Annotated in this window: 14 protein-coding genes; 8 read left to right on the top strand and 6 right to left on the bottom strand. The window is 57.1% G+C overall.

What is annotated here, in order from left to right; all coding sequences use genetic code 11:
* The first annotated feature begins 1 nt into the window (after position 1).
* From sdhD to EH31_RS02780, 3 genes are read left to right on the top strand one after another with little or no spacing between them, the layout of a single operon-like run.
* Positions 2-388: a succinate dehydrogenase, hydrophobic membrane anchor protein gene (gene sdhD, locus EH31_RS02790; RefSeq protein ID WP_034957942.1), complete on the top strand. Its 387-nt coding sequence runs from the start codon at positions 2-4 to the stop codon at positions 386-388.
* Complete coding sequence (gene sdhA / locus EH31_RS02785; RefSeq protein WP_034957941.1) at positions 388-2220, top strand: succinate dehydrogenase flavoprotein subunit; 1833 nt, start codon at positions 388-390, stop codon at positions 2218-2220. The genes sdhD and sdhA overlap by 1 nt, the downstream gene beginning before the upstream one ends.
* Before the next feature lie 46 nt (positions 2221-2266).
* Positions 2267-2770, top strand: a complete 504-nt coding sequence (locus EH31_RS02780; RefSeq protein WP_034957939.1) for a hypothetical protein — start codon at positions 2267-2269, stop codon at positions 2768-2770.
* Positions 2771-2822: 52 nt separating this feature from the next.
* Here the strand turns inward: EH31_RS02780 and EH31_RS02775 are convergent, their stop codons facing one another.
* The 3 genes from EH31_RS02775 to EH31_RS17625 are packed head-to-tail and all read right to left on the bottom strand — an operon-like array spanning position 2823 to position 3537.
* Positions 2823-3122: a type II toxin-antitoxin system RelE/ParE family toxin gene (locus EH31_RS02775; protein ID WP_034957937.1), complete on the bottom strand. Its 300-nt coding sequence runs from the start codon at positions 3120-3122 to the stop codon at positions 2823-2825.
* Positions 3115-3354 (bottom strand): type II toxin-antitoxin system ParD family antitoxin, encoded by a 240-nt coding sequence (locus EH31_RS02770; protein ID WP_034957936.1) that lies wholly within the window; start codon positions 3352-3354, stop codon positions 3115-3117. Before EH31_RS02770 ends, EH31_RS02775 begins: the two co-directional genes overlap by 8 nt.
* A gap of 36 nt (positions 3355-3390) precedes the next feature.
* Positions 3391-3537, bottom strand: a complete 147-nt coding sequence (locus EH31_RS17625; protein ID WP_161782117.1) for a hypothetical protein — start codon at positions 3535-3537, stop codon at positions 3391-3393.
* Positions 3538-3710: 173 nt separating this feature from the next.
* Here EH31_RS17625 and EH31_RS02765 point away from each other — a divergent pair, with 173 nt between their 5' ends.
* The gene (locus EH31_RS02765) at positions 3711-4700 is read left to right on the top strand and encodes a C13 family peptidase (protein ID WP_051698875.1); all 990 of its coding nucleotides are present in this window, start codon (positions 3711-3713) and stop codon (positions 4698-4700) included.
* On the opposite strand, the gene EH31_RS16645 is transcribed toward EH31_RS02765, so the two are convergent.
* Positions 4701-6272: an esterase-like activity of phytase family protein gene (locus EH31_RS16645; RefSeq protein WP_051698874.1), complete on the bottom strand. Its 1572-nt coding sequence runs from the start codon at positions 6270-6272 to the stop codon at positions 4701-4703.
* A gap of 138 nt (positions 6273-6410) precedes the next feature.
* On the opposite strand from EH31_RS16645, the gene EH31_RS02755 reads away from it, so the two are divergent.
* Together EH31_RS02755 and EH31_RS02750 are read left to right on the top strand one after the other, a co-directional pair.
* Positions 6411-6815 (top strand): BlaI/MecI/CopY family transcriptional regulator, encoded by a 405-nt coding sequence (locus EH31_RS02755; protein WP_034957935.1) that lies wholly within the window; start codon positions 6411-6413, stop codon positions 6813-6815.
* Positions 6812-8668 (top strand): M56 family metallopeptidase, encoded by a 1857-nt coding sequence (locus EH31_RS02750; RefSeq protein ID WP_034957934.1) that lies wholly within the window; start codon positions 6812-6814, stop codon positions 8666-8668. Before EH31_RS02755 ends, EH31_RS02750 begins: the two co-directional genes overlap by 4 nt.
* Before the next feature lie 88 nt (positions 8669-8756).
* Here EH31_RS02750 and EH31_RS02745 read toward each other — a convergent pair whose 3' ends face one another.
* Positions 8757-9356 carry a hypothetical protein gene (locus tag EH31_RS02745; protein ID WP_199796990.1) on the bottom strand — a complete coding sequence of 200 codons (600 nt, stop codon included), beginning with the start codon at positions 9354-9356 and terminating at the stop codon, positions 8757-8759.
* Positions 9334-10218 (bottom strand): KPN_02809 family neutral zinc metallopeptidase, encoded by an 885-nt coding sequence (gene ypfJ, locus EH31_RS02740; protein WP_034957933.1) that lies wholly within the window; start codon positions 10216-10218, stop codon positions 9334-9336. Before ypfJ ends, EH31_RS02745 begins: the two co-directional genes overlap by 23 nt.
* 215 nt (positions 10219-10433) lie before the next feature.
* On the opposite strand from ypfJ, the gene EH31_RS02735 reads away from it, so the two are divergent.
* Both EH31_RS02735 and EH31_RS02730 read left to right on the top strand, forming a co-directional pair.
* Complete coding sequence (locus EH31_RS02735) at positions 10434-11186, top strand: 3-hydroxybutyrate dehydrogenase (protein WP_034957932.1); 753 nt, start codon at positions 10434-10436, stop codon at positions 11184-11186.
* Positions 11183-12667, top strand: a complete 1485-nt coding sequence (locus EH31_RS02730) for a M20/M25/M40 family metallo-hydrolase (RefSeq protein ID WP_034957931.1) — start codon at positions 11183-11185, stop codon at positions 12665-12667. The genes EH31_RS02735 and EH31_RS02730 overlap by 4 nt, the downstream gene beginning before the upstream one ends.
* Positions 12668-12724 lie beyond the last annotated feature (57 nt).

Raw genomic sequence — 12724 nt, 5'->3', positions numbered from 1 at the left:
CATGGGTAATGGAACCTCAATCGGACGCGTTCGCGGGCTTGGCTCTGCACACGAAGGCGCACATCATTGGCTGGTCGCTCGCACGACCGCCGTGGGCAATCTCATCTTGATGACGTGGCTTATCGTAAGCTTCGTCCTTCTCCCGAATTTCTCATATGAAACGGTCACTGGCTGGATCTCTCAGCCGATTGCTGCCGTACCTATGATGCTTTTGATTATCAGCGTGTTTTACCACGCAAAGCTCGGCCTTCAGGTCCTGATTGAGGATTATGTCCACGAAGCGGGCCTGAAGTTCGGAACGCTAACCGCCCTTAACCTTGCCGCATTTGGCGGCGGCGCATTCGCTTTGTTCAGCATTGCGCGTCTAGCCCTTACAGGAGCTGCCTGATGGCAACTAAGCCCGCAAACGACGCCTATAAGATCATCGATCACACCTATGATGTGGTGGTTGTAGGGGCAGGCGGTTCTGGCCTTCGTGCAACCACGGGCGCTGCCGAAGCTGGGCTTCGCACCGCAAACATCTCCAAGGTTTTCCCCACCCGCAGCCACACTGTTGCGGCGCAAGGCGGGATCGCGGCATCGCTTGGCAACAATACGCCCGATCACTGGACCTGGCATATGTATGACACCGTAAAGGGGTCAGACTGGCTGGGCGATCAGGATGCGATTGAATATCTCGTGCGCGAAGCACCCCAGGCGGTTTACGAGCTTGAGCACGCGGGCGTTCCGTTTTCGCGTAACGAAGATGGCACGATTTATCAGCGCCCCTTTGGTGGCCACATGCAGAACATGGGCGATGGTCCGCCGGTACAGCGCACCTGCGCGGCTGCCGACCGTACCGGCCACGCGATGCTTCACGCGCTTTACCAACAAAGCCTGAAGTATGACGCCGACTTCTTTATCGAATATTTCGCGCTCGACCTGATTATGGCCGACGTCGATGGCGTGCGTAAGTGCGTTGGCGTTATGGCGCAGTGCCTCGATGACGGCACGATCCACCGCTTCCGCGCGCAGAGCGTGGTGCTGGCAACCGGCGGTTATGGCCGTTGCTACTACACCGCGACCTCTGCACACACCTGCACAGGCGATGGCGGCGGCATGGTGCTGCGCGCAGGGCTCCCGCTGCAGGACATGGAATTTGTGCAATTCCACCCGACCGGCATTTACGGCGCAGGCGTTCTTATCACCGAGGGCGCACGCGGCGAGGGTGGTTATCTCACAAACTCCGAAGGCGAGCGCTTTATGGAGCGTTATGCACCTTCCGCAAAAGACCTGGCATCGCGCGATGTTGTCAGCCGCTCAATGGCTCTCGAAATGCGCGAAGGGCGCGGGGTTGGCGCAGACGGCGACCATATTCACCTCCACCTTGACCACATTGCGCCAGACGTTCTGGCCCAGCGTCTTCCCGGCATCACCGAAAGCGGCAAGATTTTCGCAGGCGTCGATCTGACGCGCGAAGCTCTGCCCGTGACGCCGACCGTTCACTACAACATGGGCGGCATCCAGTGTAACTATCACGGCCAGGTTGTGACCATCGGCAAGGACGGCAATCCTGACGAGGTTGTGCCGGGCCTTTATGCCGTGGGCGAAGCGGCCTGTGTGTCGGTCCACGGCGCGAACCGTCTGGGTTCAAACTCGCTGATCGACCTTGTGGTCTTTGGCCGCGCAACCGGTCTGCACCTTAAGGACAACCTTACTCCCGGCGCATCGCAGCCTGAGTTGCCAACCGACAGCGCAGACTTCGCTCTCACGCGTCTCGATCACTTCCGTTATGCCAAAGGTGGCTCACCAACCGCAGCAATCCGTTCGGACATGCAAAAAGCGATGCAGAAACACTGCGCCGTGTTCCGCGACACCGAATTGATGGACGAAGGCGTCAAACTGCTCGCCGAGCAGAACAAGCGGATGGAAGACATCCACGTCTCCGACCAATCGCTTATCTGGAACAGCGACCTCATTGAAACGCTCGAGCTTGATAACCTCATGAGCCAGGCCAATGTCACCATGGCATCGGCCGCCAACCGCAAAGAAAGCCGCGGCGCGCATGCTCACGAAGATTTCCCGGATCGCAACGATAAAGAGTGGATGAAGCACACGGTCGCATGGTTCGAAGGCTGGGGCGGCCAAGGCAGCAACATCCGCATCGATTATCGTCCGGTGCATGAGTACACGCTCACTGAAGATGTGAGCTACATCGAGCCGAAAGCGCGGGTTTATTGATTTGATATCGGGAGACTGGTCATCTCACCCCTACCGTGTTGAGGTGATGCCTTGGCTGCAAATTCCTGATCTTGAGCGGATTTTGTTGGCACGAGGTGCCTACATAGCTGGTGTTGGCACCATAGAGACCGGTCTAACCGAGTTGTCCATTCGCCTTTCGATGCATGAAGAATACTTAAGCCTGCGGAACAGCTTTCCTTCACGGCGAGCTGATCGGATCAAGTTTCTCGTCAAGGCATGCGAAATCGAAGGCCCTCTTGACGCGAACTCCAGCCGTGTCCTGCGCTTTGTAGCGTTGCTAGAAAAGTACGCACCGTTGAGAGATATCCTTGCGCATGGCGCGCAGTCGGCGCTCTCCGGCTCAACAAGTAAAGAGACCGTCGTCAAGTTCAGAGATTTCTTTGCGGTGCGAGGTGGAGCTGAGATGAGACATGAGCCTTTTTCGCTCGCATATCTCGAAGATAGGGCTAGCAAAGTTTGCCTTGCAGCAAGAATGTGGTCTCGCTTTTATCCGAAACTTGATGATCAGATTTCGTCGCTGAAAGATTGATCTTCCTAACGCCTATGCATCGCACCGGCCTCGTCGATGCTAAAGACCTGCATTAAATATCATCAAGACCTTCAGGCACGTCTTCCCGCTCATGGATAATTCGAACCACGGTCAGGACATCGTCGTTCGCTCGATAGATGATGAAACGCACACCTGACGGAACCTTGCGGTACTGCGCGGGAAGGCCATAGACCCGCGCACCCATGCCGGGAAACTCCGCCGCTAGCTCGATAGTTTCCCGAAAACCCGCGATATATCTCTTGGCCTGAGCCTCGCCCCAATCGGCAATTGTCTGATCAGAGATTTCGGCGATTTTCGATAGCGCTCTGGGCAGGTACTCGATCTCAAGCATTCGGGAATTTTTCGGCCATGAAAGCATCCCAGTCGAACGGCATAGGAGGCCCGCTTTCCTCGGCCTCACGGATCAATTCCCGCAGGTTTGAAATCCGCAAGTCTCGCTCTTCCAAACGCCGCACGGCATCACGCACAACTTCGCTCACGCTCGCAAACTCGCCGGAATCGACCTTGGATTGCAGATACTTCTGGTGGCGCTCGCTGAGCGATATGCTGGTATTCTTTCCCATGCGCCAAGCGTTACCAGAAATTGGTAACGTCTGCAATCAGGCCGCTTTACCTGTGAGCTCGCCTGTTTCAACGGCGGCGTCGAGCGGGCCGGAAATCCTGCGCCCAAACAGGCCATGTACGAGGCTTTGCGCAGGTGCCTTCGCCTGCGCTGCACTTTGCTTCGTCTTTGTCTCGCTGTTCATAATAATCCCCCTACTTCGTCGCTTGCACCCGTGAGTTTCGCTCTACGCGCGCTTTGCGCTTGTGGATTGTACGCCCGCGACACAATTTCACATTGTCGCCTCGGTACAATCGGATTGTTTTTATCCCGGAGCTTGGGCTTGACGTAAGGCCGACGCTTCGTGATGGTTTGTCCATGGTCAAAGCGATTAGCATTGGGTTTGCGAGCGTGCTGTGTTGTGCGTCACTTATCCTGCCAAAAATCGCGACCGCGCAAGATAATCCCAACTATCCGTCCGCGCATTCCAAGCCTTGGCCCAATATCGCGAGTGGCCAAAGCCCGGCAGAGCAGGCGGCCAGCATGGAAGGCGCACCCCAGCTTAAACGCGCGGTCCCCATCCGTGAGATCGTCGAACAACGCCGCCGCCTTGACGCACAGCTTTCAGCGATCCAGCCGCAACGCCCCGGCGTTGTGGACGCGTTCGTCATCTCGGTCGCTCTTGATAGCGATCTCGTCTTTGCCAGAGAGGCGCGTGAGGCGGCGCGCGTTCTGGAAAACCGATACCAGGCGAGTGGACGCGTTCTCACTCTTGCCGGGCCTGACGGGGTGCGCAACGATCTGGCAAAAGGATCGATTGAAGACCTTTTTGTTGCGCTGTTTCATGTGGCGACGGTGATGGACACCTCAGAAGACGTGCTCGTCCTTTACACCACCAGCCATGGCAACAAGCTGGGGCTGGCCTATCATTATGGCGATACAGGCTACGGAATTTTGTCGCCTGCACGGCTTAAATCGGTGCTTGAAGAACTTGGCATAGAGCGGCGAATTTTGATCATCAGCGCGTGCCATTCGGGCGTGTTTGTGCCCGCTTTGTCGTCGCGCGATACCGCAATTCTCACCGCTTCTGCATCTCAGCGCAATTCGTTTGGCTGCAAGCCTGAAAACGACTGGACCTTCTTTGGCGATGCCTTGATCAACCGGGAATTGCGCAAACCGCAAAGCCTCAATGATGCAGCGCGCGCAGCGTCTTTGACAATTGCCGGTTGGGAAGCACAGCAGCGCCTTCTCGCCTCGCTCCCGCAAAGCGCATTTGGGGCAGGGGTAAGCGATTGGCTTGCGCCGCTTGAGGCGGGTATTCCAAAAGAAGTGGGCGAGCCGGTGGGCCGTCCATCGGTTGCGGAATAGCTATTCCGGCTGAACTTCAGCTCTCACGGCTTTTGTAATCACAACGGGCCGCGCAAGCATTTCCCCGGCGAGTGCGCCTTTTTCCCTCGGATCCGCTTCGCTTGCGTGGATGGCGGCGACCACGTCCATGCCGTCGATGACATAGCCGAACACCGCGAACCCGTCGCGTTCGTCCCGGTTGGCGCTGTCGGGTTTTGCATCAAGGCTGCGCAAATCACCAAGCATGATGGTGAAATCGCCATTGGCGGTGCCTGGACCAACCCGCGCCATGGAGACCGCGCCATTTGTGTGGCTTAGGCCGGTCACATTGGTCGGCTCATGCGCGATATTGGGCCGCATACGCTTTCGATCATATTGCGTGCCCCCTTGGACAAGGCCGTAAGGGTCAGGCTCAAGCCTGAATTTGACCGAGCGATAGAAGGTGGTCCCATCAAAGCGGCCTTCATCAACATAAGCGAGGAAATTGGCAGCAGTGATCGGCGCGCGTTCGACCTCAAGGCGGATAGTGATGTCGCCTTTTGTGGTTTGAAGGACCACATCAGTTGTCTCATAGACGATTTCTGGTTCTGGAGGGGGCGGGATAATGACCGGTTCCGGCGCCTTAACCTCAAACTTCATCAAGAGCGTGCGTTGATCGTCAGAGAAATTGTTGTCCGAGACGATATAGAGTGCGGTTTTTCCCTCTTCTTGGCGAACCGCAAGCCCTTCAAAATTGTCGAGGGTGAAGGGCGGGGTGAATATGGCGAGCGTTTCCGGGTCGCCTTCCAATGGCAGTTTTACGATGGCTGCCCGGTTGCCTTCGCCACTATCTTCAGGGGCGAGATAACTGCGGAAAAGGACAAAGCAAGTGCCATCCTCCTGGCAGGCTGCATCGGTGGGCGCTCCGCCGTGTTCAGCGAGCTGAGATGGAGCTGGAAGTTCGAACCTGACGGGACCCGCAGTTGAAGAGCGCACGCAGTTCATTTCGCCGACGCGGGCCCATTCTCCGCAAGCGACAAAAGCGTCACGGGTAAAGCTGAGCGTTTCCAGCCCGGCGTTTGGTTCGGCTCCGATGACAAGAGCAAGGGCGTCGGCCGCTTCGGCTTCGTTCACCAAGGTGCCCGGGCTATCAAGGTCTGCGTAATATATAATCCGGTGATCACGCTCGAATGCGACCACCCAACCACCCATGGCCACACGTTCAATCGCCTCTGCGTCAGTGGCGTCCTCGCCTTTCAGCTGCTTACCGCGCTCATCGAGCAAAGGGCCGCGCTCTATAGTGAGCAAGTCAATGAGCCTGCCATCAATCTCATCGGGCTCAATCGTAAGCCAATGGCCATCATCGCTTACCGCATAAAGCCGGTCTTCGTGCCAGGTTAATCCCGAAATGCCGCCGATATCCTCATCCCCCGGCGCAATCACCAATCCACCGCGATAGATGAGTTCACCGACCTCTTCTTGTGCGCGGTCATCAGGATTGAGCGCAACGGGCGTTGTCTCTGCAAAGATTTCGTCCTGCGCGTTGGCAGGAAGGCACAAGCCTATGGCGAGCGCAAAAGCAAAAAGGGGCCTTACACAATCATTCCATGTCATTCGTCCCTCAATATCGGCCTTTTACCGAGAAACAAAGGGGGCAAAGGCATGTTCATCTGGGAGCAATGTTTACAGGCGTAGTCGATATGACTACACACGTAATCACATTTCCTTCTTCGCAAAATAGAGGAGGCTGTTTTGAGTAAGTCAGGCAACAATAGTTCGCAGCGGCTTAGCCCAGAGCGCATCAGTGAAGCTGAACACGCGGTCATGGAAGCTTTGTGGGACAAGGGCACTGCGACCGCATCGGATGTATGCGAGACTGTGTGCGAGGCTCGCGGATGGAGCTTGGCGACCGTCAAAACGCTTCTTTCAAGGCTGGTGCAAAAAGGTGCGATTGAAACGCGGCCTGATGGCCGGCGTTTTATTTATTCACCGCTGATCGCTCGTTCTGATTACGTCGGCGGGGAATCGCGGCGTTTGGTGGATCGCCTGTTTGGTGGCCGCGCGGCGTCCTTGGTCGCTCATCTGGCGGAAACAGAAGCGCTTACCGATGATGACCTCAGCGAAATCGAGGCTTTGCTTAAGGAGCTCAAGTCATGAGCGCCGCGATCAATGGCTGGATGCTGGAAACACTTGTCTGGACAGCGGTGCTGATCGTCTTTGTCCTGTTGGTCCGTCGCCCGGTTTCGCGCGCCTTTGGCCCGCAGATCGCGTATGCCTTGTGGGCATTGCCCGCGCTAAGGTTGGTGCTGCCCCCGATTGAGCTTCCTTCATGGATGCGCTTTGCTGAGCCCTCAACAGCCGCAGCCCCGCTGGCGGCTCTTGAACCGTTAGAACCCATTGCCGCTACCCTCTTTGAACCATCCCCCGCGCGTCTTGAAAACGCGAGTGTGGCGCAACCTGATGGTTCATGGATGGCGGTGTCCGATACCACATCCCCGCTTACCCACACTTCTGGTTTCGACATAAGCAGTTTCGATACTGGTCTGCTTGTCGATCTAGGGGTCAGTTTGTGGCTTGTCGGCGCCGCCATTTTCCTGATCTCGCGTTTTTCAGCCTACTTCCGCCTCCGCGATGAGCTGTTGGAAGAGGGCCGCGAAGTTGGGCGCGAAGGATCGGTTCGTTTGGTTGAAACGCCAGGAACCAACGCGCCTCTTGCCTTTGGCGTCATCGACAAGGTCGTGGCCTTGCCCGAAGGCTTCTTGGCTCATCCTGACCGCCAGTCGCGCGATCTGGCCTTGTCACACGAACTTGCCCACCACAAAGGCGGCGACTTGTTGGCCAATGTTCTGGTCCAGCCTTTGTTTGCCATTCACTGGTGGAACCCGCTTGGCCGGTTGGGCTGGCTGGCGCTTCGCCGTGATCAAGAGGCTGCGTGCGATGCCCGCGTTATGGCGAGCGCAAAGACCGAAGAGCGTGAGATTTACGCCAACCTCATCGTCAGCTTTGTGGCCTCTCCTACCGTGGCCCCAAGCCATGCATTGACCGCCCCGATGGCCTGTCCGGTTTTGGGCGATAAATCTATCATTCACCGTTTAAGGAGCCTGAAAATGGACCACACGAGTACAAAGCGCCGCGCTGCGGGCAAATTCCTGCTGGGTGCGGCTGTGGTGGCTCTGCCGATGACCGCTTCGATCAGCTATGCCGCAAGTGAAGCGCCAGTTGCCCCTGCTTTCCCCGAAGCGCCAAGCGTGTCCGCAGCGCCGCCCGCCTATCCCGCAGCACCCGTTGCACCCGTCGCGCCGCAAGCCCCTGCCGCGCCTTTGGTCGATGATCAGATCATCGTAGTTGACCCCGATGGCGAGGTATCGAGCATCGAGACGCGAGGCGATAGCGTGTTTATCCTAAACTCCGAAGATGGAGACAAAGGGCCGCGCATCGTCTTTCGCAGCAAAGAGAGTTTGTCTCGTTTGTTCGACCGTTCCGATTTCCCCGGCCGCAGCAATAAAAACAGGGAAGAGCTCAAGCGTTTTTTCGAGAGTTCAGAGGGTTCCAAGGTTATGCTGCGTAATCGCGAAAGCGTACGCCGACTCTTCGACCGCTTTGAATTGGAAGGCCAACGAGGCCGCCTCAGCGACGAGGAAATCGAAGAGATCCTTGAGGAAGTGCGCGAGGGCCTTGAAGAAGCGAACAAGGTGATGGAAGACCTTCCTGAAATCATCGAAAAAGCCCGGTCTGAAGCAGATGCTGCGCGTGATGAAGCGGGTCGTCAGGAGATCCGCGTGGAATCAAGCTGCAGCGGCAACAAAGGCCAGATCGTAACCGAAAAAGAGGGCTCTGACGGCGTAAGAATCATCCGCATCTGCCAAGAGCGCGTGATGGCCCAGGCTCTTGAAGGTCTTCGCGAAGCACGCCGTTCGATCAAGAGTTCGGACATGGATCGCGGCACAAGGAGCACTGCTCTTCGCGACATTGACCGTGTGATTTCCCGCTGGGAGAGCGAGGCTCGCTAATGCAGACGAGCCGCCGCCTGCCAACGGCAGTCCCGGCTATGTGACATGAAAGAACCGGCGCTAGGAATACGTCTCCTGCGCCGGTTTTTCATTCATTCGGGGCAGTGTCCTGATTGGGATCATCGCCTGCGTCTCTTTCGATATTGGGCGGGATGTTGGATGATCCGGCGTTCAGCATTTCGGTGCCCGGTTCGCGCGGCCTTGCAGGATAAGCGCACCCGCGCGCTTCGCCCATACCTTTGAGATACGCGCGGCGCACCATTCCAGCGGTGATAGCAAGACGCCTTTCATTGCGCTTCTTATTAGCGCCCGAAACCTCTCTTACGATGCCCCGAAACGGCACGAACGAACCAATCACGCTCTTGGCAACACGGCCAGCGCTGATGCGACTGGCTTCTTCCTGCGGGATATCAAAGTCAGGCCCAAGGACATTATCAAGCGCGGCGATTTCCTGAACCACGGCGTTGCAATTGGTGATGCCGGTATCGTCATAGGGATTTTCGGCCGCTGTAAGCAATATCTCCGGGACGTCTTCTGAATCTATATTGAAGTCTTCAAGCGGTGTTCGCGCGACATCGGCCATGTCCGGATCGTCCTGAACCGTTTGCGCATTGGCCGCACCAAGCGGCACCAATAGCGCAAAAAAGCCGCCCAGTGCGATCGCTTTAACCGGCTTCGAAATAGACATCACACGCTCCTGCATTCGCACTTTTCAATCCGCGTCTCAGCGCTTCCATGCGCTGCTGGCTTGATCCGTGGGTGAAGCTTTCGGGGTTGATCCTTTGGCCTGCGCCGCGTTGAAGCGTGTCATCACCAACAGCGCTTGCTGCGCGCATGCCCTCTTCAAGATCACCCGGTTCGATCAAATTGCTGTTCATGCCCGCCCACACACCGGCATAGCAATCGGCCTGCAATTCCAACCGCACGAGCAGTTGATTGGCGCGGCGCGGATTTTGCGCCTGAGCGCTGCGCACCTGGCTGGAAACTCCGGTCAGGTTCTGGATATGGTGGCCATATTCATGCGCCATCACATAAAGCCGCGCAAAATCGCCATTGGTGCCGGACATTTGCGCCAACTGATCGAAGAAACCTGTTTCGATGTAGATGCCCATGTCGGCAGGACAATAAAACGGGCCGGATGCAGAGCTTGCATTGCCGCAACCTTGCGTGGTGATCGGGCCGGGGGGATACAACACAAGTTCGGGTTGCTGAAACTGCGAGCCTGCCTGCCGGAAAAGCGGTGCCCATGTGCCATTCAAGCTCGTCATCGCCTCACACGCCTCTTGGGCATATGGGCCACTCGAGCACAGTTGATCCTCGCTCAGGCCCGATTGTTGGCTTACTTGAGGCGCGGAACCTTCAGCGCCGGAAAGAACGCCAATCGTTTGCGCGGGGTCAACCCCAAAGACCAGCGCAGCGATAATCGCGATTATGATGGTTCCGCAGCCCACGCCTCCCGCTTTTCCAGCACGGCCACCCATTGCGCCGCGAGCGCTTCCTCCGCCGGAGCGGACCTTGATCTTCGATGTGTCATACCGCCCAAGCCGCACTGCGAATTCCCCTAAAAGTCCAATTGCGGGCCATCCAAGAGCCCGTATGGTCACTGATAATTTTGCGCCCAAGCTTTGCCCAAACTTTACGTCACATCGCAATTTTCTGGACACAGCGGCCCAGCAAAGCAAAAGCATTGGGAAACATGGTACACGTCTTGGTGGGCCCCGCAATGGCCTAAAATCCAAGCTGTAATGGGAAAAGGAACTCGGCAATGCTCACCGGTAAACGCGCGCTCATAACAGGCTCAACCTCGGGGATCGGTCTTGCGATGGCTCGCGCCATGCAAAGCGAAGGCGCTGAAGTCATTCTCAACGGATTTGGCGACGAGGCTGATATTGCGCAGCTTTGCGAAGAACTTGGCGCGAGCCACACGGGCGCAAACCTGCTTGATACAAGCGCGATTGAGGCAATGATGAAGGATATTGGCGGGGTTGATATCCTCGTCAACAACGCAGGGATGCAGCACGTGTCGCCGGTTGAGGATTTCCCAACTGAGAAATGGGACCAGATCATCGGCCTTAATCTTAGCGCCGTGTTTCACACCACGCGCATGGCTGTGCCGTATATGAAGGAAAAAGGCTGGGGCCGGATTATCAATACAGCCAGTGCCCATTCCAAAACCGCATCGCCGTTCAAAAGCGCCTATAACGCCAGCAAACACGCGGTCGATGGCTTTACCAAGACCATCGCGCTTGAACTTGCAGAGACGGGCGTGACCGCCAATTGCATTTCGCCGGGCTATGTCTGGACGCCTCTGATCGAGGGGCAGATCCCCGATACGATGGCCGCGCGCGGGCTTAGCCGCGAGGAAGTCATCAACGATGTCCTTTTGGCCAAACAACCCACCAAGAAGTTCGTTCAGCCTCACGAAATCGGCGCTCTTGCAGTGTTCTTGTGCCGCGAGGAGGCGGGCAATGTGACAGGGGCAAATTGGAGCATCGACGGGGGCTGGACCGCTGGATGAGCGTCTGGGTGCGCCTTTTTCTGACCGTTTTTGTGTGTGCGGGCCTTTCGGCCTGCGCCACGGTGCCGTCTGGGCCTGATCCACAGGCAGAGCGCGATGCAATCGCTGCACGCATGATGCGCGATATCGAAGTGCTTTCAAGCGAAGAGTTTGGTGGTCGCAGGCCGGGCACTCCGGGCGGTGAACAGACCGTTTCCTATTTGATCGAACGAATGCAAGCGGTCGGCCTGCAATCGGGCACCAATGATCCCGGAAGCGCGTGGCGCGCGCCGGTTGAGCTTTTGAGCTCTGTCCCGCTCGATCATGAAATCACCGTGCGGACGAACAGGGGCAATTCTGTCCTTCCGATTGAGAGCAGTCTTGCCTTTTCCCTCAGCAGCAGGGTGCTGATCGACGGGGTCGAGGTCGTGTTCGTGGGCAACGGCCTTCGCAGCCTTCCACATAGCGAGCTAACAGGCCGGATCGTTATTCTGGCTGATGCTGGCAATGATCCATTGGTGGCAGAAAGCATTTTTGCCGCTAACCCCGCAGCAATCCTTTCGGTGGTGCCAGGGCGCGTTGCGCTGGAACGGCAACGCAGCCGATTTGCCCGCGAAAGGCTGATCCTTGCCTCAGAAGCCTCGGACCGGTTGAGCGCATTTGTCACCAGCGAAGCGTTTGCCGCTGCTTTGCCTGCTGGCGAATGGGACAGGCTCATCGCCCGCGCAGACGAGCGGGATTTTCAATTTGAAGTCCTTGCCGCAACCATCGCAATTGATGTGCATTCTATCCGCCGCAAATTTACCAGCTCTAACGTCATCGGGATGATCCCCGGATCGCTTCCCGGCTCTGGCACGGTTCTTTTGATGGCGCACTGGGACCATTTGGGCGAATGCGCGGCAGGGACGCCTGATCCGATTTGCAATGGCGCTGTTGATAATGCCTCAGGCCTTGCGCTCATGCTGGAGCTTGCTCAACGGTTGAAGGCAGGTCCACCGCTTGAACGCGACATTTATTTTCTTGCAACCAGCGCGGAAGAGGCTGGGCTTTTGGGCGCGAAAGCATTTGTAAAAGAACCCGCGATCCCTCTCGACAGCATTGTAGCCTCGTTTAACTTCGATTCCGTCGCGGTGGCCCGCGCAGGAGAGGCGTTTGGATTTGTGGGCGAGGGGCGCACTCCGCTTGATAGCGTGATTCAAGAGGTTGTGCGCGAACGCGGCGGTCAGCTTGGCAACCGCGAATTTGCCGCCACCTTCCTGCAACGCCACGATGGCTGGGCTTTGCTTGAAAAGGGCGTGCCATCCGTGCTTGTTTCCACCGCGTTTTCGTCCGAAATTGTGCTCGGGCCTTATCTTGCGTCACGGTACCACCGACCGGGTGATGAAATTACCGGGATTGAGTTGGGCGGAGCAGTGGATGACCTTTTGCTGCATGAGGCATTGGTGAAACGCGTGGCAAACACGCTGTCATATCCGGCCGCTGACACACAAGCTTCACAATAACCGGCGATTACCTGCTCTCGTCCTCTAGCGCGATGACGAGATGCGTCCTACAGGGAC

Origin of the sequence: Erythrobacter longus (assembly GCF_000715015.1) — a bacterium.
Taxonomy (GTDB): domain Bacteria; phylum Pseudomonadota; class Alphaproteobacteria; order Sphingomonadales; family Sphingomonadaceae; genus Erythrobacter; species Erythrobacter longus.
This window is presented reverse-complemented; position numbering and strand designations above follow the sequence as displayed.